At 70.9% G+C, this 22,147-nt stretch carries 25 protein-coding genes; 17 read left to right on the top strand and 8 right to left on the bottom strand.

From position 1 onward, the window contains the following. Positions 1-129: 129 nt before the first annotated feature. The 3 genes from ACWDD9_RS02995 to ACWDD9_RS02985 all read right to left on the bottom strand — a co-directional run bounded on the left by ACWDD9_RS02995 (position 130) and on the right by ACWDD9_RS02985 (position 3,969). Positions 130-1,005 carry a hypothetical protein gene (locus ACWDD9_RS02995; RefSeq protein WP_449810654.1) on the bottom strand — a complete coding sequence of 292 codons (876 nt, stop codon included), beginning with the start codon at positions 1,003-1,005 and terminating at the stop codon, positions 130-132. Between the two features lie 272 nt (positions 1,006-1,277). Continuing rightward, the gene (locus tag ACWDD9_RS02990; RefSeq protein WP_449810735.1) at positions 1,278-2,390 is read right to left on the bottom strand and encodes a metallophosphoesterase; all 1,113 of its coding nucleotides are present in this window, start codon (positions 2,388-2,390) and stop codon (positions 1,278-1,280) included. Between the two features lie 421 nt (positions 2,391-2,811). Further along, entirely contained in the window at positions 2,812-3,969 is a 1,158-nt protein-coding gene (locus tag ACWDD9_RS02985; RefSeq protein WP_074001983.1) for a LacI family DNA-binding transcriptional regulator, read from the bottom strand. Positions 3,970-4,311: 342 nt separating this feature from the next. Here ACWDD9_RS02985 and hisC point away from each other — a divergent pair, with 342 nt between their 5' ends. From hisC to ACWDD9_RS02960, 5 genes are all read left to right on the top strand, one after another. After that, complete coding sequence (gene hisC / locus ACWDD9_RS02980) at positions 4,312-5,391, top strand: histidinol-phosphate transaminase (RefSeq protein WP_049651240.1); 1,080 nt, start codon at positions 4,312-4,314, stop codon at positions 5,389-5,391. Positions 5,392-5,714: 323 nt separating this feature from the next. Beyond that, positions 5,715-7,097, top strand: coding sequence for an efflux RND transporter periplasmic adaptor subunit (locus ACWDD9_RS02975; RefSeq protein ID WP_449810653.1), 1,383 nt, complete (start codon positions 5,715-5,717; stop codon positions 7,095-7,097). Positions 7,098-7,106: 9 nt separating this feature from the next. Continuing rightward, a complete protein-coding gene (locus ACWDD9_RS02970; RefSeq protein WP_449810734.1) occupies positions 7,107-7,970 on the top strand; it encodes an ABC transporter ATP-binding protein in 864 nt (287 codons plus the stop codon). Beyond that, positions 7,967-9,178, top strand: coding sequence for an ABC transporter permease (locus ACWDD9_RS02965; protein ID WP_449810652.1), 1,212 nt, complete (start codon positions 7,967-7,969; stop codon positions 9,176-9,178). Before ACWDD9_RS02970 ends, ACWDD9_RS02965 begins: the two co-directional genes overlap by 4 nt. A gap of 12 nt (positions 9,179-9,190) precedes the next feature. Beyond that, on the top strand, positions 9,191-9,853 hold the full coding sequence (locus ACWDD9_RS02960) for a DUF5666 domain-containing protein (protein WP_449810651.1): 663 nt from the start codon (positions 9,191-9,193) through the stop codon (positions 9,851-9,853). 83 nt (positions 9,854-9,936) lie between these two features. On the opposite strand, the gene ACWDD9_RS02955 is transcribed toward ACWDD9_RS02960, so the two are convergent. Both ACWDD9_RS02955 and ACWDD9_RS02950 read right to left on the bottom strand, forming a co-directional pair. Beyond that, positions 9,937-10,188, bottom strand: a complete 252-nt coding sequence (locus ACWDD9_RS02955; protein WP_049651245.1) for a hypothetical protein — start codon at positions 10,186-10,188, stop codon at positions 9,937-9,939. Beyond that, positions 10,185-10,538, bottom strand: a complete 354-nt coding sequence (locus ACWDD9_RS02950; RefSeq protein WP_380743920.1) for an ATP-binding protein — start codon at positions 10,536-10,538, stop codon at positions 10,185-10,187. The genes ACWDD9_RS02955 and ACWDD9_RS02950 overlap by 4 nt, the downstream gene beginning before the upstream one ends. Before the next feature lie 227 nt (positions 10,539-10,765). Between ACWDD9_RS02950 and ACWDD9_RS02945 the strand changes: the two genes are divergently transcribed. From ACWDD9_RS02945 to ACWDD9_RS02935, 3 genes are all read left to right on the top strand, one after another. Next, positions 10,766-11,632, top strand: coding sequence for a helix-turn-helix domain-containing protein (locus ACWDD9_RS02945; RefSeq protein WP_117488826.1), 867 nt, complete (start codon positions 10,766-10,768; stop codon positions 11,630-11,632). Next, the gene (locus tag ACWDD9_RS02940) at positions 11,625-11,828 is read left to right on the top strand and encodes a DUF397 domain-containing protein (protein WP_117488828.1); all 204 of its coding nucleotides are present in this window, start codon (positions 11,625-11,627) and stop codon (positions 11,826-11,828) included. The genes ACWDD9_RS02945 and ACWDD9_RS02940 overlap by 8 nt, the downstream gene beginning before the upstream one ends. A gap of 64 nt (positions 11,829-11,892) precedes the next feature. After that, positions 11,893-12,096 carry a DUF397 domain-containing protein gene (locus tag ACWDD9_RS02935; RefSeq protein ID WP_375876519.1) on the top strand — a complete coding sequence of 68 codons (204 nt, stop codon included), beginning with the start codon at positions 11,893-11,895 and terminating at the stop codon, positions 12,094-12,096. A 171-nt stretch (positions 12,097-12,267) separates the two neighbouring features. Here the strand turns inward: ACWDD9_RS02935 and ACWDD9_RS02930 are convergent, their stop codons facing one another. Continuing rightward, positions 12,268-12,654 carry a hypothetical protein gene (locus ACWDD9_RS02930; RefSeq protein WP_449810650.1) on the bottom strand — a complete coding sequence of 129 codons (387 nt, stop codon included), beginning with the start codon at positions 12,652-12,654 and terminating at the stop codon, positions 12,268-12,270. Between the two features lie 227 nt (positions 12,655-12,881). Between ACWDD9_RS02930 and ACWDD9_RS02925 the strand changes: the two genes are divergently transcribed. From ACWDD9_RS02925 to ACWDD9_RS02890, 8 genes are all read left to right on the top strand, one after another. After that, positions 12,882-13,175 carry a hypothetical protein gene (locus tag ACWDD9_RS02925; protein ID WP_143204522.1) on the top strand — a complete coding sequence of 98 codons (294 nt, stop codon included), beginning with the start codon at positions 12,882-12,884 and terminating at the stop codon, positions 13,173-13,175. Between the two features lie 98 nt (positions 13,176-13,273). Beyond that, positions 13,274-13,675 (top strand): hypothetical protein, encoded by a 402-nt coding sequence (locus ACWDD9_RS02920; RefSeq protein ID WP_049651250.1) that lies wholly within the window; start codon positions 13,274-13,276, stop codon positions 13,673-13,675. Positions 13,676-13,980: 305 nt separating this feature from the next. Next, positions 13,981-14,202 (top strand): hypothetical protein, encoded by a 222-nt coding sequence (locus tag ACWDD9_RS02915; protein ID WP_449810649.1) that lies wholly within the window; start codon positions 13,981-13,983, stop codon positions 14,200-14,202. Continuing rightward, the gene (locus tag ACWDD9_RS02910) at positions 14,186-14,707 is read left to right on the top strand and encodes a DUF6879 family protein (RefSeq protein WP_449810648.1); all 522 of its coding nucleotides are present in this window, start codon (positions 14,186-14,188) and stop codon (positions 14,705-14,707) included. The genes ACWDD9_RS02915 and ACWDD9_RS02910 overlap by 17 nt, the downstream gene beginning before the upstream one ends. Then, positions 14,697-15,545 carry a helix-turn-helix domain-containing protein gene (locus tag ACWDD9_RS02905; RefSeq protein ID WP_449810647.1) on the top strand — a complete coding sequence of 283 codons (849 nt, stop codon included), beginning with the start codon at positions 14,697-14,699 and terminating at the stop codon, positions 15,543-15,545. Before ACWDD9_RS02910 ends, ACWDD9_RS02905 begins: the two co-directional genes overlap by 11 nt. A gap of 72 nt (positions 15,546-15,617) precedes the next feature. Then, the gene (locus ACWDD9_RS02900; RefSeq protein ID WP_449810646.1) at positions 15,618-16,070 is read left to right on the top strand and encodes an NUDIX domain-containing protein; all 453 of its coding nucleotides are present in this window, start codon (positions 15,618-15,620) and stop codon (positions 16,068-16,070) included. A gap of 248 nt (positions 16,071-16,318) precedes the next feature. Continuing rightward, positions 16,319-17,089, top strand: coding sequence for a hypothetical protein (locus ACWDD9_RS02895; RefSeq protein WP_449810645.1), 771 nt, complete (start codon positions 16,319-16,321; stop codon positions 17,087-17,089). Between the two features lie 56 nt (positions 17,090-17,145). Beyond that, a complete protein-coding gene (locus tag ACWDD9_RS02890) occupies positions 17,146-18,249 on the top strand; it encodes a methyltransferase domain-containing protein (protein WP_449810644.1) in 1,104 nt (367 codons plus the stop codon). 60 nt (positions 18,250-18,309) lie between these two features. Here the strand turns inward: ACWDD9_RS02890 and ACWDD9_RS02885 are convergent, their stop codons facing one another. Both ACWDD9_RS02885 and ACWDD9_RS02880 read right to left on the bottom strand, forming a co-directional pair. After that, positions 18,310-18,744 carry a VOC family protein gene (locus ACWDD9_RS02885; RefSeq protein ID WP_074001997.1) on the bottom strand — a complete coding sequence of 145 codons (435 nt, stop codon included), beginning with the start codon at positions 18,742-18,744 and terminating at the stop codon, positions 18,310-18,312. A gap of 159 nt (positions 18,745-18,903) precedes the next feature. Then, on the bottom strand, positions 18,904-21,138 hold the full coding sequence (locus ACWDD9_RS02880; RefSeq protein WP_416876041.1) for a transglycosylase domain-containing protein: 2,235 nt from the start codon (positions 21,136-21,138) through the stop codon (positions 18,904-18,906). 401 nt (positions 21,139-21,539) lie between these two features. Here ACWDD9_RS02880 and ACWDD9_RS02875 point away from each other — a divergent pair, with 401 nt between their 5' ends. Beyond that, positions 21,540-21,893 carry a UBP-type zinc finger domain-containing protein gene (locus ACWDD9_RS02875; protein WP_117488836.1) on the top strand — a complete coding sequence of 118 codons (354 nt, stop codon included), beginning with the start codon at positions 21,540-21,542 and terminating at the stop codon, positions 21,891-21,893. Positions 21,894-22,147 lie beyond the last annotated feature (254 nt).

Genomic DNA, 22,147 nt, shown 5'->3' with positions numbered 1-22,147 from the left:
CCCCCGGGTCGTGCTCCACTCGTGGGTTCCAGCCTGGCGGGCAGCGGGGCCCGGGACGATGGTGGCCGCCCCCGGACCGGGGGTGGGGATGTCCCCCGGTCCGGGGGCGCCGGCCGGGGAGCGGAGGGTTCAGCGGACCTCGTCGGGTCCGGTGAAGTCGGGTGGGGTGTACCCGGGTCCGGTGAAGTCGGGTGGGGTGAAGCCGGCCGGGCGGGGGACGCGGCCTTCGCGGTCGGTGAGTCCTTCGGCGCCGGGGCTGGTGAACGAGGGTGAGCTGTAGCCGGGGCCGGTGAAGTCCGGGCTGCTGAAGTCGGGGCCGGTGCCGTCGGGGCGGCTGACGCCGGGTCGGGCCGCCGGGGCCGGCACCGGCGGCAGCGCGTCGAGCAGGTACGGGAGGAGTCCGCGCTCGCGCAGCGCGGTGCGCCATTCGCCGTGGGCGTCGCCGAGTTCGGCGGCGAGCTCCGGGTCGGTGCCGACCGGGGCGGTGGCGGCGCCGTCGCGCAGGGCGGTGAGCAGCAGCCCGATGATGCCGATGGCCATCGCGGCGACCCCGGCGGCGAGCGCCACCCAGCCGGCCGTGACCAGGGAGCCGGCGAGGGCGAGGCCCGGCTCGGCGGCGCGCAGCAGGTAGCCGATCAGCAGCAGGAACAGGGCGGCGGCCCAGGCCAGGATCGGGGTGAGCACGGTGAGGACGGGGAACGGTCCGCCTCCGCCGCCGCCGGTGCGCAGCTGGGTGAGCAGCCCGGGGTTGGCGGGTTCGCCGCCGGGCGGTGGCGGGGGCGTGCTGTGCAGGGCCTCGCGCAGCCGGGTGTAGTGGGCGTACTCGGTGGCGGCCGCGGCGTTGACGCGGTCGGCGTCGCGCAGGGCGCGGAGGCGCAGTTCGGCGGTGGCGAGCGCGCCGGGTGCGCGCAGGGCGGTGAGGACGGTGCGGTCGCGCAGGGCTTCCGTGAGGAGGCGCTCGTACTCCGGGCGGTCCTCGGCGAGCAGGGGCGGGGGGTTGGTCATGGGGACCCCGTTCGTGCGGACCCCGTTCGCTCGGCCCCGGGGGCGCACGGCCCTCAGGACGCCGAAACGGGCGCGGAGGCGGGCCGCCGGACGGGCGGCCGGGTGTGGTGTGCCTCATGGTAGGGGCGGGCACGCCCGGGCTGACAGTCGGTTTCCGGAATTTCGCGCCCCCGGACGCGCGCGTGCGACGGTTCGGGCGCCGGGAACAACTGTTCTATGCCTGGCGTCAGTTGGCGTACGGTCGGGCGGTCGGGTGACAGGCGGCCGGGCGGTCAGCCGATGGGCAGCCGGGCGACCAGCAGCCGCCCCTCCATGGTGACGCCGCCGTCCATCGCCACCGCGAGGTCGTCCGCGTACACGTACGGCCCGGGGATGTGCGGCGGCTGGCCGTCGTCGTTGTGCACCGCGCCGGTGAGGTACGGGATCGGGCTGTGCCCGTGCACGATCCGGCTGCCGCCGTAGGTGTCCAGCAGCTCGTGGACGGCCAGCGGCCCGGCTTCGCCGCGGAAGGCGAACCGCTTGGTGAAGCGGCGGAAGCAGTCCCACCACTCGTCCACGCTGCCGTCGGCGAGCAGGCTGTGCACCGCGTCGTTGACGTCGGGGATGGACTCGCCGTACTCCAGGTACGCGGTGGTGTCGGAGTGCAGCAGCAGGTGGCCGTCCTCCACCGCCATGGCGGGGAGCCGGGAGAGCCAGCTGATGTGGTGCGCCTCCAGGCGGTCCAGGTCGTTCTGCTGGCCGCCGTTGAGCCGCCAGGCGGCGAGGAAGGAGGCGGTGCCGGCGGTGGACTGGACGGGCTCGTCGCCGTACTTGGCAGCGCCGAGGAAGAGCAGTTCGTGGTTGCCCATCAGGGCGCGGCAGTAGCCGCCGGCCGCGGCGGCCTCGGCGGCCAGCTGCATGACCAGGTCGATGACGCCGATGCCGTCGGGGCCGCGGTCGGTGAAGTCGCCGAGGAACCAGATCCGGGCGCGGCCGGCGGACCAGTGGCCGTCGGCGTCGATCAGGCCCTGGTGGCGCAGCTCGGCGCGCAGCTCCTCCAGGTAGCCGTGGACGTCGCCGACGACGTAGACCGGGCCGGGGGGCTCGCCGGGGCCGGGGGCCGGGTACGGGTAGGTCGGCGCGGCGGGGTCGGGCAGCGGCGGGCCGAGCTCGATGGTCGGCGGGTCGTCGCGGCCGGCGAGCTGGAGCGCCGGGGAGGGCTGGTCGGGCAGGGTGGGTTCGTAGCCGCCCTGGTCCTGGCCCTCGTACCCGCTCCGCTCCTGGCCGCCCTCGTACCCGCCCTGCTCCTGACCGTCGTACCCGCCCTGCTCCTGGCCCCCCTCGTACCCCGGTCCGTTCTCGTAGCCGCCCTGTCCCTGCTGCGCGAAGGCCGGGCTGTGGTCCATGCCGATCCCCTGGGCGTGCACGGTGTGACCCTGGCCGTCGGCGGGCCAGTGCTGCTCCAGGTAGCGGGCTCCGCCGTAGCCGCTGTAGGTCTCCCCGTCGTGGGTCTCCCCGTCGTACGGGGCCGCGGGGTAGCCGGTGGAGGGATCGGGTTCGTAATAGGTGCCGTACGGCAGCACGTCGAGGTCCGGCTGGTGGCGGGGGCCTGAGTGGGGGTGCTCAGGCCCGGGGAAGCGGTCCTCGGGTGTCATTCGCCCATCATAGGAAGACCACTCTCCCGGCGTCGTCACCTGGTGGGTATCCAATCCTCCGGAGCGTCAGCCGGGCGGCCCCACAAGGTCCGTTTTGTCCCGGCTCGGTACGGTCTCGTCAGCTCTGCCCGGGCGCGGCGGCCCGGTCCCGGGGCCGCCGCGGCGCGGTGGTCTAAACCTCGCCCGGCGACCGGGGCGGGCTGACGGTGGTGCGCGGACTCCGGCGCTGGGAGGACGCGCGGACGATCAGTTCGGTCGGCATCAGGGTGCCCGGCGGCGGCCCGGTGCCGGCGGTGCGGAACCGCGGCGGGAAGAGCCGGGCGATGTCGACGCCCGTCCCGGAGTCCACGCCCTCGATCGCGTCGATGAGCAGGTTGACCACGGTGGTGCCGATCTTGCGCGGCTTGAGCGAGAGCGTGGTGATCGGCGGTTCGGTGGTCGCGTAGACGTCGCTCTCGCTGCAGCAGACCAGCAGCAGGTCGTCCGGCACCCGCAGGCCGTACCGGCGGGCGGCGGCCAGCAGGTCGGTGCCGTTGGGGTCGAACAGCCCGTAGACGGCGTCCGGCCGGTCGGGCCGGGCGAGCAGCCGGTCGGCGGCGACGGCGCCGGCGGCCGGGTCGTGCGCCGGGTAGGTCTCGTACACCGGTTCCTGGCCGACCTTGGCGCACCAGCCGAGGTAGGCCTCGGTGGAGAGCCGGGTGTAGGTGTCGGTGCTGGTGCCGGTGAGCAGGCCGATGCGGCGGGCGCCGGCCTCGGAGAGGTGGTCGAGGATGCCGAGCACGGCGGCCTCGTGGTCGTTGTCGACCCAGGCGGTGACCGGGCAGTTGCCGGGCTTGCCGTCGCTGACCACCGGGACGCCGGACCGGTACAGCTCGCTCACCAGGGGGTCCTGGTCGGGCGGGTCGATGACCACGGTGCCGTCGAGGGCGATGTTGCCCCAGACGTCGTGGCGGGAGGAGGCGGGCAGCACCACCAGCGCGTAGCCGCGGCCGAGGGCGGCGCTGGTGGCGGCCCGGGCCATCTCGGCGAAGTACGCGAACTCGGTGAAGGTGAACGGCTCTTCACCGTAGGTCGTGACGGTCAGGCCGATCAGGCCGGACCGTCCGGTGCGCAGGGTGCGGGCGGCCGCAGAGGGGCGGTAGCCGAGGCGCTCGGCGACCTCGCGCACCCGGCTGCGGGTCTCGTCGGGCAGGCGGCCCTTCCCGTTCAGCGCATCGGAGACAGTGGTGATCGACACTCCGGCGGCTGCTGCCACATCCCGGATGCCGGCCCGCTCCAGACGCCGTGAGGTGGTGGGACGCCGACCGCTCTGGTTGGCTGCTGCTGTCATGGCGGACCGATCGTATGGCTCCTGACAAGGGTCTGTGACCGGCGCATCGGGAGCCCGCAAAGATACGTTTCTCCACGAGTGAGCCGGGGTGCGCCCCTTCGATACCCGCCTGAAACCAGGCCTCTTACCTCTGACATGTGCCAAAGGAACCGGGCAGAATGGCTGATCTGCGCCTGTAACCCGACCGGGCATCTCACTCCTACGGGTGAGGGCGGTCGGTATCGTGCAAGGCACCCGACCGGGGTGGTCCGGACGCGTCACGAGGTCCCGGGCACGGCGGCGACCCCGTCCGTGGCGGGCGAGCGCACCGGAGAGTTCCGCAACTGGAAACGGAGTACGACCGTGAGCAGTGGTACGTCAGCGCAGGGCCCGCGGCTGCGGCCGACCCTCGACGGCATCCCCACGTACAAGCCCGGCAAGCCGGCCGGCGCCGACGCCTACAAGCTGTCCTCGAACGAGAACCCCTACGAGCCGCTGCCCGGCGTGCTGGAGACGGCGGTCAAGGCGGCCGGCTCGTTCAACCGCTACCCCGACATGGGCGTCACCGAGCTGACCTCGGTGCTGGCCGAGCGCTTCGGGGTGCCCGCCGAGCACATCGCCACCGGCACCGGCTCGGTCGGCATTGCCCAGTCGCTGGTGCTCGTCACGGCCGGCCCGGGCGACGAGGTGATCTTCGCCTGGCGCTCCTTCGAGGCGTACCCGATCGTCGCCACCGTCGCCGGGGCCACCCCCGTCCCGGTGCCGCTCAAGGCGAACGGCGACCACGACCTGGACGCGATGCTCGCCGCGATCACCCCGAACACCCGGCTGGTCTTCGTCTGCAACCCCAACAACCCCACCGGCAACGTGATCCACCGCGCCGAGCTGGAGCGCTTCCTGGACGCCGTCCCGGCCGACGTCCTGGTCGTGGTCGACGAGGCCTACATCGAGTTCATCCGCGACCCCGAGGTGCCCAACGGCATCGACCTCTACCGGGACCGCCCGAACGTCTGCGTGCTGCGCACCTTCTCCAAGGCGTACGGCCTGGCGGGCCTGCGGGTCGGCTTCGCGATCGCGCACGAGCCGGTGGCGGCCGCGCTGCGCAAGGTCGCCACCCCGTTCGGCGTGAGCCGGCTCGCCCAGGACGCGGCCGTCGCCTCGCTGCGCGCCGAGGAGGCGCTGCTGGAGCGGGTGGAGGCGCTGGTCGAGGAGCGCACCCGGGTGGTGGCCGGGCTGCGCGCCCAGGGCTGGGAGATCCCGGACTCGCAGGCCAACTTCGTCTGGCTCTGGCTCGGCGACCGCTCGCAGGAGTTCGCCGCCGCGTGCGCCGAGGCCGGCGTGATCGTGCGGCCGTTCCCGGAGGGCGTGCGGGTGTCGATCGGCGAGGCCGAGGGCAACTCGATCTTCCTGGCGGTGGCGGAGGCCTTCCGCAAGTCGCTCTGACTCTTCCCTTGGGGCCCGCAGGGGCGCGTCGGTCCTCCGGCGCGCCCCTGCGGCGTTTCCGCGCGGGTGCCGCGTGGCGCCGCGCGCCTCCCCGGAGCTCCCGGCAGCTCCCCGCGCCTCCGTGAGAACGTCCTCAGAACGCCCTCCCGGATGGCTGGAGATCGCTGGGAGCCCGCTGGGAGTTCGCCCAACGGCCGCCCACGGGACGGCCAAGGCGCCCGCGCGGGACGGGTGTTCTGTCCGCAATGCCCGGATCCGGCCGGTCAGGCTTCTCCCAGCCGCCGCCCAGCACGACGCAAGAGCCCGCCGGGAAGCTGTCCGCCATGAAGGTGCTCCCACGGCGGCGAGGCGCCGTCCTCGTCAACTCCGCGCTCGGCGTGGCCCTGCTGGGCGGCGCCGCCCTGGTGTACGCCACGGTCAGCGGCAGCTCGGGCCCGGCTTCCGCGAAGCCCGCGGCCCGTACCGCCACGGTGTCCAAGGGCACCGTCCTGGCCACCGTGTCCGGAACCGGCACCCTGGTCTCACCGACCGACGCCGCCCAGGACTTCACCACCGGCGGGAAGCTCACCGCGGTGAAGGTCGCGGTCGGGGACGCCGTGCAGAAGGGCCAGGTGCTCGCCACCGTCGACACCACGGCGGCCCAGCAGCAGGTGGACGCGGCCCAGGCCGCGCTCACCACGGCCCAGGCCAACCTCACCAAGGCCCAGGCCGGGGTCACCACCACGACCACCGAGCAGCTGCCGGGCGCCACCTCCGCCGCCTCCCCCGGCGGCGGGGCCGGCAGCGGTGGACGCGGGGCGGGCGGGAGCAGTACGCCCGCCCCGCAGACCACCACCGTCACCACCACCAAGGTCGACGACGCGGCCGTGGCCCAGGCCCAGCAGCAGGTCGCCACCACGCAGACCAACCTGGCCAACGCCCAGGCGGCGCTGACCGGCACCACCCTGACCGCCTCGGTGGACGGCACGGTCGCCTCGGTCTCCGGCAAGGTCGGCGACACCGTCGGGGCCACCGGCTCCGGCGCCTCCGCCTCGTCCTCCACCGGCAAGTCCACCGGGACCGGCACGGGTTCGGCGGCCGCCCCGAGCGGCTTCATCGTGCTCACCAACCCGACCGGGATGCAGGTCACCGCGAACTTCTCCGAGCTCGACTCGCTCAAGCTGAAGAAGGGCGAGGCGGCCACCGTCACCCTGAACGCGCAGTCCGACACCAAGCTCAACGCGACGGTCCTGTCGGTCAGTTCGCTGCCCACCGGCAGCGGCTCCGGCGGCGCGGCCGGCTCCGCCGCCGTCCAGTACGCGGCCACGCTGCAGATCACCGGCGACACCAGCACGCTGCGCACCGGCCTCAGCGCCACCGTCCAGGTGATCACCGGCGAGGCCGACAACGCGCTCTCCCTGCCCACCTCCGCGCTGTCCGGCACCGGCACCTCGCGCACCGCGACCCTGGTGCAGCCGGACGGCGCCTCCGAGCGGGTCACCGTCGGGGTCGGGGTCGAGGGCGACAGCACGGTGCAGGTGGTCTCCGGGCTGAAGGAGGGCGACAAGGTCGAACTCCCCACCACCAGCGGCGGGAACGGCTTCCCGAACGCCTCCTTCCCGGGCCTCGGCGGCAACCGGGGCGGGGCCGGCGGCGGGGTCTTCCCGGGCGGCGGTGCCGGCGGTGGCGGCGCCGGTGCCGGGGCCGGTCGCGGCGGCAAGGGCTGACTCGTGAGCATGCGTCACGTCATCGACAAGCGCGTCCCCGCGCACCCCGTCCCGGTGATCCGCATCCGCGGGCTCACCAAGGCGTACGGGCACGGCGACGCCACCGTGCACGCGCTGCGCGGCCCCTCCGACCCGGAGACCGGCGCGCCGCGGGGCGTCAGCCTGGACATCGAACAGGGCGACTTCGTCGCCGTGATGGGCAGCTCCGGCTCCGGCAAGTCCACCCTGATGAACATCCTCGGCTGCCTGGACGTCCCGACCGCCGGCCGCTACCTCCTCGACGGCACCGACGTCGGCCACCTGGACGAGCAGCAGCTCGCACTGGTGCGCAACCGCAAGATCGGCTTCGTCTTCCAGTCCTTCAACCTGGTGCCCCGCACCACCGCCCTCGCCCAGGTCGAGCTGCCGCTCGCCTACGCGGGCGTCCGGACCGCCGAGCGGCGCCGCCGGGCGATGGCCGCGCTGTCGCTGGTCGGGCTCGCCGAGCGGGCCGGCCACAAGCCCAACGAGCTCTCCGGCGGCCAGCAGCAGCGCGTCGCGGTGGCGCGGGCCCTGGTGACGGCGCCCGCGATGCTGCTCGCCGACGAGCCGACCGGCAACCTCGACAGCCGCTCGACGGAGGAGGTGCTGGCCCTGATCGACGGGCTCAACGCCACCGGCCGTACGGTCGTGCTGATCACCCACGAGGACGAGGTCGCCCGGCACGCCAAGCGGGTGCTGCGACTGGTCGACGGGCAGATCGTGAGCGATCTGCGGCAGGCGCCCGTGGAGGGGCCGCCGCCCTTCCTGGACGCGGCCTACGCGGAGCTCGCGGCGGGCCCGGCGGGCCCGGCGGGCGAGGCCGGCGTGGCGGGCGCGGAGGTGCCGGCGTGATCCTCTGGCAGACGCTCCGCTTCGCGGTCGGCGGCCTGGCCGCCAACAAGGTGCGCTCGGCGCTCACCATGCTCGGCGTGCTGATCGGCGTGGCCTCGGTGATCCTGCTGCTGGCGGTCGGCAACGGCTCGTCGGTGGCGGTGAAGGACTCGATCACCTCGCTCGGCACCAACTCCCTGACGGTCAGCTCCGGTTCGGCCAACGGCGGCTCCCGGGCCACCTCCTCGGTGAAGAAGCTGACGGTCGCCGACGCCAAGGCGCTGGCGAGCGACACCGACGCGGGGGTGATCAGGTCGGTCGCCCCGGTGGTCACCACCAGCGGCACCGCGCTGTACGGGAACATCTCGTACAGCCCCGGTTCGATCGTCGGCACCTACCCGTCGTACTTCGAGACCGCCAACCAGAAGGTCGCGCACGGCGAGTACTTCACCGACGACGACGTGCTCGACTCGCGCAAGGTCGCGGTGCTCGGCGCGACGACGGCCAAGCAGCTGTTCGACACCGAGAACCCGGTCGGCAAGTCGGTCGTCCTCGGCGGCACGCCGTTCACCGTGGTCGGCGTGCTCCAGGCCAAGGGCGGCAGCGGCTTCACCGACCCGGACGACGTCGTCATCGCCCCGCTGCCGACGGTGCAGAACGCCTTCACCGGCTTCGGCTCCGTCAACCAGATCCTGGTCCAGGCCGTGAACGCGGACAGCACCACGGCCGCCCAGTCCGAGATCACCCGCGTCCTGCTCGGCACGCACGCGATCGCCGACCCCGCCAAGGCGGACTTCCGGATCACCAGCCAGGCCTCCCTGCTCACCGCGAGGGAGAGCACGACGAAGACCTTCACCGTGCTGCTCGGCGCGGTCGCCGCGATCTCGCTGCTGGTCGGCGGGATCGGGATCACCAACATCATGCTGGTGACGGTCACCGAGCGGACCAGGGAGATCGGCATCCGCAAGGCGCTCGGCGCCCCGCGCGCGGTGATCCTCGGGCAGTTCCTCACCGAGTCGACGCTGCTCTCGGTGATCGGCGCGGGGTTGGGCGTGGCCGCCGGAATCGCCGGCTCGCACTTCAGCATCGTCGGCATCAAACCCGTGGTGATCCCCGAATCGGTGCTCGGCGCCTTCGCCATCGCCGTCGCCATCGGGCTGTTCTTCGGCAGCTACCCCGCCAACCGGGCCGCCTCGCTGCGGCCGATCGACGCCCTCCGGCACGAGTAGGACTCCACTGTCATGAGCAAAGAGATCGCCACCGTCGGGCCCGGAACCCCCGCCGAGCAGGTCGCCCTCCTCGCCACCCCGCCGGACGCGCGGGACGTGAGCGCCGAACTGGCCGCGCCGCCGAGGCGGAAGCTGCCCTGGCTCAGCCTGCTGCTGGCGGGCGGAGTGATCGCCACCGGGGCGTTCGCGGGCGGGGTCTGGTACCAGCAGAACAACGGGCCGACGGGCGGCGGGAAGTCCTCCGCCCGGCCGGCTGCCGCCGCTGCGGGTGCGGCTGCTCAGGGAGGCGGCTACGGGCAGGGGCAGGGCGGCTCCCGCCGTGGGGGCCAGGGCACCGGGCAGGGCGCTGGGCAGGGCGGGCAGGGGCAGGGCGGGCAGGCCGGCTTCGCCCGGGGCACGGTCAAGGCCGTCGACGGCAACACCGTCTACCTGACCGACACCAACGGCAACACCATCAAGGTCACCACCGGCGACGCGACGAAGGTCCAGCTCAACAAGGAGGGCAAGGTCGGGGACCTGCAGCCCGGCCAGAGCGTAACGGTCGTCGGCACCCCCGACGCCAACGGTGGCTACACCGCCAGCCAGCTGGTCGAAGGCGCCGCCGGCGGATTCGGTGGTGGTGGCTTCGGCGGCGGTGCCGGTGGCGGCGCCCCCAGGAACCCGTCCGGCGGCTGACCCGGAGCCGACGGACGCCGCGAGGCCCTCGCCCCTTCGGTGGGCGAGGGCCTTCGCATGTGTTCAGCGCGGTTCGAGGAGGCTCACCGCTCCCACGCCGCCTCCCGGTCCAGGTCCCGCAGCAGGTGGAGGAGGTTGACGAGGGTGCTCACGGGCGCGTTGCCGAAGTCGACCAGGAGACGCCCGTCGAGGATCGTCTCGCCCGCCGAGGCCGAGCCCCAGAGCAGCCCGTACGGGAGGCCCCGACGGTGCAACTCCCCGAGCAGGCCGGTGATGTGCGGGGCGGCGAAGTTCCGCATCCGGGGGTCGTCGGGGGCGATCGGTTCGCGGGTCACGCGGCGGAGTCCAGCTCGTACCAGACCGTCTTGCCACGCTCCTGGGGGTCGACGCCCCAGCGGTGGGTGAGCCCGGCGACGAGCTGGAGGCCCCGGCCGGACTCGGCGAGCAGGGACAGGGGCTTCTCCTGGGGGAGCAGGGCGCTCTCGTCCGCGACGCAGACCCGGAGGGTGTCGACGTCGAGGGAGAAGTAGACGACGGGCGAGGCGGTACCGGCGTGCCGCCACGCGTTGACGATGAGTTCGCCGAGGGCGAGTTCGGCGTTGAAGATGGTCTCGGTGTCCCAGGAGGCGCGGGTCAGGGCGCTCCGCAGGGCCTGCCGGGTGAGGGTGAGGGAGGGGGTGTTCAAGGTGCACACGGGAACCTCCGAGAGGTATGGGTGTGGAGGGGGAGAGCCGCGAGCCGGACCAGGGCGTGGCCGCTCTTCGGCCGGAGGGCAGCAGGCGCCTACTGCCCTGAACCAAGGCGTGTCTGACGATCCATCGGATCGTTCTGAGGGTGACGATAGCGCGAGGCGCCACAGATTTGTGGCGATCCACGCGAAGTTCCCCCGAACGGGGCTGGCAGACTGGACCCATGGCCCTTCGATCGAACCCGACGCTTCGCCAGTTGAGGTTGGGTGCCGAACTTCGCAGGATGCGGGAACAGGCCGGCCTCGGCGGCAGCCAGCTCGCCCGCGCACTGGGCATCAACCCCGCCCACGTGACGCAGATGGAGAGCGGCAAGACCGGCATCAGCGTCGAACGCCTGCGCACGATCGCGGCGTTGTGCATGTGCGTCAACGAGCCCCTGATCGACGCGCTCGCGGACATCATCACGGACCGCGACAAGGGAGGTTGGTGGGAGGAGTACCGGGGTCGTCTCTCGCAGGAATTCCTTGAGATGGCCGAGATGGAGAGTCGTGCTTACGCGCTCTCCACCTACACCATGGCCTTCATTCCCGGGCTACTCCAAACCACTGATTACGCTTCTGCGGTCTTCGCCCGAGGGTTCCCGCCTCTTCCCCAGCATGAGGTTGACCTGAGGGCCGCCTTCCGTATGCATCGGCAGAACGTGGTCCGCTCCGGTGAGATTCCGTACTCGGCCTTCATCCATGAGGCGGCGCTGCGTATGCAGTTCAGCGGCCCCAAGGTCCAAGCCGAGCAGCTTGGCGGCCTCATCGAGGACTCCGAACGGTCGACCATCTCACTCCGAGTCGTCCTGTTCGATGTGGATACTCTTCCGGTCAACCAGGAAAACTTCACGTACGTTGAAGGCCGGATCCCTGAGCTTGACACCGTGCAGATGGACTCAGGCCTCGACAGTGTGCTCTTCGATGCGCCGGCCCACATCGCCCAGTTCCGGTCCCGGCTCGACCGGCTCGATTCGGCGGCTCTCTCGCAGGAGGAGTCTCGGGAGTTCATCCGATCCATCAAGAAGGATATGGAAAGTAAATATGTCTGACTCCACTTGGCAGAAGTCCAGCTACTCGGCTGCCAACTCCGAATGCGTTGAGGTTCGTACCGCTGGTGGTGTGATCGAACTCCGCGAGTCCGACGAGGGCGAGGTCATCGTCCGCACCATCGCCCCCAAGTTCGCGGCCTTCCTCCAGGGCGCGAAGGCGGGCGAGTTCGACCACCTGGTAACCGTCGGCGCCTAGCGAACTCTTCCGGCGGCGTGGCCCCTTGTTCACCAGCAACCACCGCGGATAGGTCGTGGCAACCATGAGTAGCCTCTTGTGGCAGAAGTCCAGTTTCTCGGGCTCGAACGCAGACTGTGTTGAGGTGCGAGCCGATGCTGGTGTGATCGAACTCCGGGAGTCCGACGAGGGCGACGTCATCGTCCGCACCACCGCCCGCAACTTCGCCGCGTTCCTCCAGGGCACTCAGGCGGGCGAGTTCGACCACCTGGTGACCATCACTGCCTAGCGAACTGTCCGGCGGCCCCTTGCTCCTCCGCAAGGGGCCGCCGGCGTGCTTCAGGAGTGGTCGGGGGCCGACCCTGCCACCGCGAACTCCACTCCGCCGTCGAGCAGTTCGGCGTCCCGGACCGGTTGACCCCCGATCCAGGCCGGGGTGCGGTCCGTCCCTCTCCCGTGCCTACGGCTGGATCACGAAATACACCACGGAGCCCGCGGTCACGCACAGGAAGAACTGCACCATGAAGCCCCAGGTGAGCGGCACTTCGTCCCTGTCGCCCGCCTCGTCGGCCGCCAGTTGCAGGCGCGCCATCCTCCCGAGGTGCCCGGCCGTTCCCAGCGTCAGCGAGAGCATCGCCAGCGAGTACATCGACAGCGCGCCGGCCGAGGTCGTCCCGTTCATGTGGGAGCGCCCGACCAGGAAGAGCGCTCCGACCAGCGGCGCCAGGGCAACCATGATCCGGTACTGCCGGGTCACCTGCGGCGGTATCGCCATCGCCCAGAACAGCACCGTCGTCAGCGCGACGATCCACCACCAGGTGGCCACGCTCAAGCCCAGTGGAGTCATGCCCCCACCCCCCACATCACGGACGTTCGCTCACATCCACTGACGATCACACTATTCAGACCAGCCCCCGCCCCGCGCCGCCCGGACCCCGCAAGATCCCGCCCGGTCCCCTGCCGGTTCCCGGCAAGAACCCGATAAGACCCGGCACAGGAAGTCGGCCGGCCCGACTTCCTGCGCACCGCCTCCGCCCCGGCGGCCCCTCCTGCCGGTGCCGCTACGGTTCCGGCATGGGAAAGCGGGAGCCGTACTGGCGCAGACTTGGCACTCCGGCGATGCTCGTCCTGTACCGGACCCCGAACCGGTGGCGGTACGCCGTCTACTTCACCGGACCGGGCGGCATTGCCGACGGGGGACTCGACGAACCCGCGCCCTCCTGCGAGCCCGTGATCGCGCAGACGGCCATGCACCGCAAGGCCGAGGAGCTCACCCACCGCACACTCGAGGTCACCTGGCAGGAGGCCGACCAAGACGGCTGCTGGACCGGAGTCATCACCAACCCGGGTCCACTGCCCGCTTCATGAGTGGGGCTGGACCCACCCCCTTGTGGGGCTGGACCCATACTCGGCCGCGCGTCCGCTCCGTAGCGTCGTTCCCACAACGACACGGAGGGGAAAGAACCATGGCGCCCACGGCCCACCAGTCCACCTTCACCACGGTGAAGAAGTGCATCACGCTCTTCGGCCTAGCCGGCGCCATCGTCCTCGGCACGGTCGCCGTGATGGCGTCCATCGGCCACCCGACGACCCCGTTCATGTGGATCCGCGGCGTCATCTTCCTCGCCGTCGCCCCGTACCTCCACCGCCTGGCCACCCGTGCCGCCGACGGCTCCGCCAAGGCCTTCGACCGCGTCCGCACCCTCTCCACCGTGATGCCGATCGCCATCATCGCCGTGGACCTCATCCCCGGCCTCTGCCCGCCCTGGTACGCCGTCCTCCAGGGCCTCTCCGCCCTCGCCCTCCTCGCCGTCGCCATCCTCACCCGCACCCCCGCCCTGCGCGCCGCCTTCCCCAACGCCGACTGAACCCCCACCCCCACCCCCACCCCGACTCGGCGCAGGAAGTCGGCCGTTCCGACTTCCTGCGCCGGTAGCCCTACCCGTCGGCTCCTTGCTCCCCGCAAGGAGCCGCCGGGTGGGGATGTTCGTTTCCTCTTGGCGTGGGGCGGAGCCAATGTCCTTGCAGGGGCGTGTTGTTGGTCGGGAGGCCTCGCGATCTTGATCTTTAGTCCGATACGGGAATACCCCCCTTCCGTCGTGGACAGCCGCTGACCAGCCCTCTAGCGTCGTGCCCAGGTGCTCTGGCGGGACCGCTCTCCAAGGGGGTTGAGATGGACACCAGGTCGGGTCTCACACGGCTGACCAACATGGGCGACGGCGGTGGCTCGGGGGAGTGCAATCAGAACGACTGTCCCAACGTCTACCGCACCGAGCGGGGGACGTTCGTGATCCAGGGGACCGTCTCCGGCGCCTTCGCGCCGCCCGGCGGCGAGGGCCTGGTGGAGATCCCCGAGAGTGTGCTTCGGGAGGCTGTTCGTGCGCTTGGATGGTGAGGCCTGGCAAGCCAGGTTCCGTCAGTTCGAGACGGAGGCTTGGCGGCTTGAGACCCTTCCGGCCTACAGGGTTCCGCAGGAGGAAGAGGAACTGCGAGCCTTTCGAGCCGATGAACGGATCGACCCGCATGCGCATTCCAACGAGTACACGGAAGACCTCAAGCGCGTGCGGCGGGAGGGGAAAACCAAGGGGCGGGTGCACATCGTCACGCGACCGCTCTCCGAATACCTCCGCTACGAGTTCATGTACTACCTGCCGCATGTGTGGGCCGGCGAGGACGTCCGGATCATGGACGTCACGGATCGGCCCAACCCGTTGGCGGGAGTCACTGACTACTGGATGTTCGACAAGGCGGAGGTGGTGCTCATGAACTACCTTCCCGACGGAACACAGATCGACCGCACCGTGTTCGAGGGGGATGTCGACCCGTTCATCGAATACCAGCGGATCGCCATCGCCGAATCGGTGCCTTTCGAGGAGTACGTGAAGGGAATTGGCGCTTGATCCGCAGGATCTAGGCCGATCGAGTACGGACCTGGCGGCGATCCTTCAAGAGCTTCGCAAGCGAGCTGGACTCTCCGGGGTCCAGCTCGCTCGGCGTGTCAACATGTCGCAGTCCAAGATCTCCAAGATCGAGACCGGCAAGGTCATACCGTCCCTCGTCGATGTCGAACTGATTCTGCGGGCGCTCGACGCGCCGGCGGAGCTGATCACGCGGGTGACCGCTCTCGCTCGCATCGCGAACGCGGAGTGGCAGGATGCCAAGGCCTTGCGCCGAAAGGGACTGGACAAGAAGCAGGTCGAGCTGGCCGCCCTTGAACGGCACTCGACGGAGTTCAGGTACTTCCTGCCGACCATGATCACCGGTCTGCTCGCGACGCCCGAATACATCAGGGCGAGCCTCGCCCTGTTCCCCGGCGATCATTCGGAGGCCATTGCCAGGAAGCTGGAAAGGCAGGCCGTTCTCTACGAGAGGGCCAAGAGCTTCACCTTCATCCTGACCGAGCAGGCCTGCCTCTGGCCGCTCGTCTCGGAACAGGCCATGGCCGTGCAGCTCGATCGACTGGTGTCGGTCTCCCGGTTGCCGAATGTCCGGCTGGGGGTCATCCCCATGGCCGGCCGCATGCCATGGGCTCCGCTGAATGTCTTCACGGTCTACGATGCCGTTCTGGCCACCGTGGAAGTGTCCACCGGTGCGCTCGTTTTCCATGATCCGAGGGATGTTCAGGAGTATCTGAACGAGTTCGGGAGATTCGAAGGCTACTCGCTCTGGGGTGATGAGGCCCGCGTCAGGATGGAGGAGTGGGCCGCCCGTTTTCGAGGGGGCCGGCGAGATCTTTAGTCGATTTCCGGAATAACGTTGATGGGATTTCCGAAATTCCCCTAACCTGATTTCTGCATGAAGGGCGGGTCCATGAAGAAGGTCGCCGTGAAGCTCTGGCGGATCATCCGTGGTCCGATGCAGTGGCGCGTTCTCTGGCTCTGGCACTCGAAGTTCATGGTGGGCGTCACGGGCATCGTGCGTCACCGGGACGGCCGGGTCTTGCTGCTGAAGCACCGGATGTGGCCGGAGGGCCGGCAGTGGGGCTTGCCGACGGGCTACGCGAACGCGGGCGAGAGCTTCGAAGACACGATCGTGCGTGAGGTCCGGGAGGAAACGGGGCTCACAGTGAAGGTGTGCGAACTGGCGCACCTGAAGAGCGGCTACAAGCTGCGCGTCGAAGTCGCCTACGAGGCCTTGTACGTCAGTGGACAGACCAGCGCCCCCTCGTTCGAGATCCTGGAGGCTCAATGGTTCTCACCGGACGAACACCCCGACGGATTGCAGGAATCGCACCGGAAGTTGATCAGCCGTCGACGTCGCTGACCCTCGGCCGCTCGCTCACGCCCTCCTGCCTGGGCCCGAACGAGTACCTGGCGGGCAGCCCGGACGAACGGGCTGAACTGGCACATCTCCTGGCCGTACGGTGGGCGACCGCCGCACTCGGCCAGGCGCACCCGCACATCGCGTTCTCGCTCCTGCACTGGGTTGTCGAGGCGTGGCAGGACGAGGGGGCCCGGGAGGTGTTCCGGCAGGGAGCGGCTCTTCTGGCCGATCGCTAGCGTGAGTTGGGGTTGGACCGGCTGTTGCCGATCGACCGGGTGTGGGTGGGGGTGCGTTCGACGCGCCCGGACGCGTTCGGCGGTTTCCACCACCCGAATCAGGGCTACCGGCATGTGCAGTTGGCGTCGGTGATCACGAGGTACGGCCGGCTGATCGATCCTCGATGGGCGTCGCCGGAACTCGTGGCTCTCGACCTGCTGCGGTCCTACGCCCATGACTGCCTGCACTGGGGCTCGTTCCGGGAGTACCGGCTCCGGGACGGCCAGGTGGTTCGTAGCCGTTACGGGATCAACTGTGTGGACGCGGAAGGGCGTACGTACTCGGCGAGGGACGGCGATGGAGCCTCCTCGACGCGGAATCTCGGCATCATCATGGAGGGGGCCACCGACCGGGAAGCACGGTCGATCGCCGCTGCGGTGGCCGATCTCCTCGGCATCGCCGAGCGCATCGAACCGGATGACCGTCTGGCCTTCCGAGACACCACCGGGCAGTTGGAGGCGGTCGACTTCGACCGTGTCGAACCGGGTGTTGCCACCGACTTCCATCAGGCCCTGGCCGGATACGAGTGTGGCGTCGGCATGAGGTACCAGTGCTTCCTCACCGATACGGGTGGAACCGCTGCGAACACCCTGCACGCACTCATTCTCTCCGCCGTGATCAGCGGAGACCTGTCCTGCCTGACCGACTGGCTCGACCAGCGGTACGGGCCGGAGGCGTTCCGTCGGCGTTTCCGCTCGCCGGTCTACACGGGGCCGGACCCCGGCAAGCAGGTCTCCCCCTGAGGTGAACCCCAGTGGGCTGCTGCCATCTGCGACTACTTGGAAGGGGTCCGTCAGGCATGACGACTGTCCTCCACAGCGAAGACCAACTCCTGCGGGCGCGGGTCGCGTTGGCCTCGGAGATCGAGCGGGTGAGCGCGGTGCTGTCCTCGCGGGTGGTCGAGGCGTTCCTCAATGTGCCGCGGCATCCGTTCGTTCCGGTGTTCTACCGGGAGGAAGGGGGTGTGCACCGCCCCTGGCCGGCCGGTGAGGCGTGGCTGCGGGAGGTGTACGCGGACCGGGTGCTGGTCACCGAGGTGGGCGGCGTGCACGCGGAGGATGCCGGGCCGGACGGCGTCCGCGGGGTGGCGACCTCCTCCTCCACGCTGCCGAGCCTGATGGCCGACATGCTCGACGCGCTGGATGTCCGGCCCGGGGACCGGGTGTTGGAGGTCGGGACGGGGACGGGCTACAACGCCGCTCTGCTCTGCCACCTCGCGGGGGCGGCCCACGTCACGACCGTCGACCGCACCGAGCACCTGGTGGCGACCGCCCGTGCCCGGTTGGGCGAGGCCGGCTTCGCGCCCGTCGTGGTCCAGGCGGACGGAGCGGACGGGTACCCGCCGGGGGCTCCGTACGACCGGATCATCGCTACCTGCGGTGTCCGTCGCGTGCCCCGGGCGTGGCTCGACCAGTGCGCGCCGGGTGGCCTCGTCGTCGCCCCGCTGGGCGGCGCGGTGGCCAGGCTCACCAAGGTGTCGGACGGGCGCGCGGTCGGGCGTTTTCTGCACCGTCCGGCCGCCTTCATGCCGTTGCGCGGCGGAGGGGACGCGGCCCCGGGAGTACCGGAGCCGCAGGCGGACAGCCGGAGGACGGAGATCGGCGCTCGCGTCCTGGACGACCCGGGGTTCGCGTTCTGGGCCGACCTCCACCTCGGTCCCACCGTCGTCCGGGACGGTCACGTCCTTCGCGATGTCGCGGACGGCTCGACCGCCCACGCGCACGGCGGCACCGTCGCCCGCAGCGGCCCCCGCGACCTCTGGCGAGCGGTCGAAGCCGCCCACCGGAGCTGGCTGGGCCAGAACCGCCCCCGCCGTGAGTGGTTCACGGTCGAGGCCGGGCCGGAGGGGCAGTTCGTGAGCTACTCGGCACCGGACGGCGGCGTGACCCGCTGGGCGCTCTGAGCGCATAGGAGTCGGCCATGTCGACTTCCTGCGCAGGGAGTTGTGGGATCCGGGCGGTGCTCAATCGAGGCAGAACTCGTTGCCCTCGACGTCCTGCATCGAGAGGCACGACTCGTTCTCCTCGTCGGCGACCAGCAGCTGGACGCGGGTCGCGCCGAGGGCGACCAGTCGGGCGCACTCGGCCTCCAGGGCAGCCACGCGCTCCGCGCCGACCAGGCCGGTGCCGGCCCGTACGTCGAGGTGCACCCGGTTCTTGACGACCTTGCCCTCGGGGACGCGCTGGAAGTACATGCGCGGGCCCGCCCCGGTGGGGTCACTGGCGGCGAACCACGAGCCCCGCTTCTCGGGCGGCAGCGAGCGCTGGTAGTCGTCCCAGGTGTCGAACCCCTCCGGCGTGGACGGCGGGACGTACCCCAGGGCCTCGCACCAGAAGCGGCCGACGCGCTCGGGCTCCGCGCAGTCGAAGGTGACCTGGAACTGCTTGATCGATGCCATCGGGCCACCATAGCCATGACAAGAAGGTCACACCGCTCAATTTCCGGCACCGCACAGGGGGGAGAGAACGACGTCGCCCCGCCGAGCCGGTGCTCGACGGGGCGACGTGCGGGGTGACGTGCGAGGCGATGTACGGGGCGACGCGCGGGGAACGCGGCGTCAGGGCTGCTGGTCGTTCTCGGGGTTGGTCGCCGGGCCCGCCGGGGCGGTCGCCTGGCCCCCGGGGGCGCCGGTGCCGGTGCCGGACGGGGTCTTGTTCGGGTCGGTCCGGGGGGCCGGGTCGGGGATGTCGGCCATCGGCAGGGACTGCTTGGGGGTGCCGCGCAGGGCCTGGTTCATGGCGTCCCGCCAGATCGGGCCGGGGCCGTCGGCGCCGAACACCTCGGCCCGGTACTTCCCGTTGATGGTGATGTTGCGCATCTCGACGCCGCCCTGGGGGCCGCCGATCCAGACGGCGGTGGCGAGCTGCGGGGTGTAGCCGTTGAACCAGGCGGCCCGCTTGCGGTCCGAGGTGCCGGTCTTGCCCGCGATCTGGCGGTTGTCGTCCAGGCTGAGCGCCGCGCCGGTGCCGTTGTTCTCGGTGACGCCGTTCAGGACGGTGTTCAGCGCCCGTGCCGTCGAGTCGGAGAACGCCTTCTCGCACTGGGAGGACGGGACGGGGACGTCCTTGCCCTCCACGGTGGTGATCCGGTTGATGGCGACCGGGGCGCAGTGGGTGCCCTGGGCGGCGAAGGTCGCGTAGACGTTGGCCATGGTCAGCGGGCTCATCTCCTCGACGCCCAGGGCCATCGCGGGGACCTCCTCCAGGGGCTTGCCGCTGGCCTTGGTGGTGATGCCGAGCTTGTTGGCCATCTGCTTGACCGCGCAGAGGCCGATCTCCTGCTCCATCTGGATGAAGTAGGTGTTGACCGAGAGGGCCATCGCCATCTTCAGCTGGTACGGGCCCTTCTCGCTCGCGGACTCGTTGGGCACCACCGTCCTGGGCCTGGCCTCGTTCTTCCAGGTGCCCTCGCAGGTCTTCATCGTCGGGTACTCGAGCTTGTTCGGGGACGAGTACTCCTGGGTCGCCGGCAGGCCCGCCTCCAGGGCCGCGGCCGCGACGACCGGCTTGAAGGTGGAGCCGGGCTGGAAGCCGTTGCCGCCGCCCATCGCCGCGTCGACGTTGAGGTTGACGACGGTCTGGTTCTGGTTGGTGTCCAGGCCGTACGGGCGGGTCTGGGCCATGGCGAGGATCTTGCCGGTGCCGGGTTCGACCATGGAGGCGGCGGCGGAGACGCTGTCCGTGACCCGGACGTTGCTGCTCACCGCGTTCTGGGCGGCGGCCTGCTTCTCCGGGTCCAGCGTGGTGTAGATGTTCAGGCCGCCCTGGTTCCAGAACTTCTTGCGCTCGTCGGAGCTCTGGCCGAAGGCCGGGTCCTGCTTGACCACGTGGCGCACGTAGTCGCAGAAGAAGCCCATGCCGGCCTGGGCGGTGATGCAGCCGTTCTGCGGCGCCTTGTAGTTCAGGCCGAGCGGGGCGGCCTTCGCCTCCTTCGCCTGCTCGGCGGTGATGTGCTTGTTCTCCAGCATCTTGTCGATGACGGTGTCGCGGCGGTTCTGCGCGGCCTGCGGGTGCAGCTTCGGGTCGTACTGGGAAGGGTTCTGCACCAGCCCGGCGAGCGTCGCCGCCTCGGCGACGGTGAGGTCCTTGTTGCTCTTGCTGAAGTAGCGCTGGGAGGCGGCCTCGACCCCGTAGGCGCCGTTCCCGTAGTACGTGATGTTGAGGTAGTTGGTGAGGATCTGCTCCTTCGGCACCTCCTCCTCCAGCTTGATCGCGACCTTGAGCTCCTGGATCTTGCGGCCCAGGGTCTTGCGCTGGGCCTCCAGGACGGCGTCCCGGTCGTCGCCCGCCTGCTCGACGTTGACGTTCTTGACGTACTGCTGGGTCAGCGTGGAGGCGCCCTGGGAGGCGGTGCCGCTCTCGGCGTTCTTGCTGATCGCGCGGAGGACGCCCTTGAGGTCGACGGCGCCGTGCTCGTAGAAGCGGGCGTCCTCGATGTCGACCTGGGCCTGGCGCATGAACGGCGACATCTGCTCGGCGGTGATGACGGTGCGGTCGCGCTCGTAGACCTTGGCGATCAGGCCGCCCTTGGCGTCGAAGATCTGGGTCGCCTGGGTGAGCGGCGGGGTCTTGAAGTCGGACGGGACGTCCTCGAACCCCTCCGCCGTGCTCTTGGCCGTCAGCCCGATGCCGCCGGCGACGGGTAGGACGAGGCCTGCCAGCAGCACACCGGACACGACGCTCACCCCCAGGAAGGTCGCACCGAGGCGGGCCAGCCGGAGCGGGGCCTTGCGGGACGGCTGGAGGTCCGCGTTCTCGGAGGAACTCCATATCGGGGGGAGGTTCGATTCCATTCCGGAATGCTAACCCTTGGAAGTCTCCGGTCGAACGGTTTTTCGCGTGCGGCTGTCACGGCTCTGCAACAGGCTCCGGGGTCGATTCCCGGGGGGTGAATCGCATACGTACCGAATGAATTCGGGGGAATTCGGCGGCCGGCCTCCGACTCGGTCCGCCCCGCCCCGCCCCCGGCCGCCCTGGTCCGCCCCGTCTGCGGCGCCCCTCCCGTGGCCCGCCCCCTACCAGGTTGATGCCGTGAGCGGGCCGAAAGGTTGCGGCGCCCGGACGGTCAGGTGCCCCGGACGGTCAAGTGCCCCGGACGGTCAAGTGCCGCGGACGGTCAGGTGCCCCGGACTGGCAGCGCCGCCACGGCCGGGCCAGGCTGGTGGGGACGGACCGCCCAGCCGAGGAGGCAGCTATGACCGGCGAGCCGATCCCGGGAATCGACCCCGCCGCGGTGCCCAGCGGCGACGGCTGCGCGGAGTGCCTGGCCGGCGGCGGATGGTGGTTCCACCTGCGCCGCTGCGCGGCCTGCGGCCACATCGGCTGCTGCGACTCCTCCCCCGCCCAGCACGCGACGAAGCACGCGCGCCAGGCCGGCCACCCGTTCCTGGTCAGCTTCGAGCCCGGCGAGGAGTGGTTCTGGAACCTGGACACCGGCGAGTACTACGAGGGTCCGCCGCTGGCACCGCCCACCGCCCACCCGGTCACCCAGCCCACCCCGGGCCCGGCCGGCCGGGTCCCCGCCGACTGGCAGTCGCAGCTGCACTGACGATCCCCACCGCGACGGCCACCGCCTCCTCCCCGTACGAGGCGGTCGGCCGACGGTGACCGCACCGTTCCGGCGGCCCCTCGCACCGCGCAGGGGCCGCCGACCCCTGTCCGCCGTCCGCCCGGCCGCCCGGACACCGTCCGCCGTCCGCCCGGACACGAGGGAAAACCCCGCGACTCCCACGGGCTTGATCCTCTACGGTGAACGCGCCCAGGGCGGCCGTTTACCGCCCGTCGACGTGGCGCGACCAACGC

This window comes from Kitasatospora sp. NPDC001119, assembly GCF_053598475.1.
This window is presented reverse-complemented; position numbering and strand designations above follow the sequence as displayed.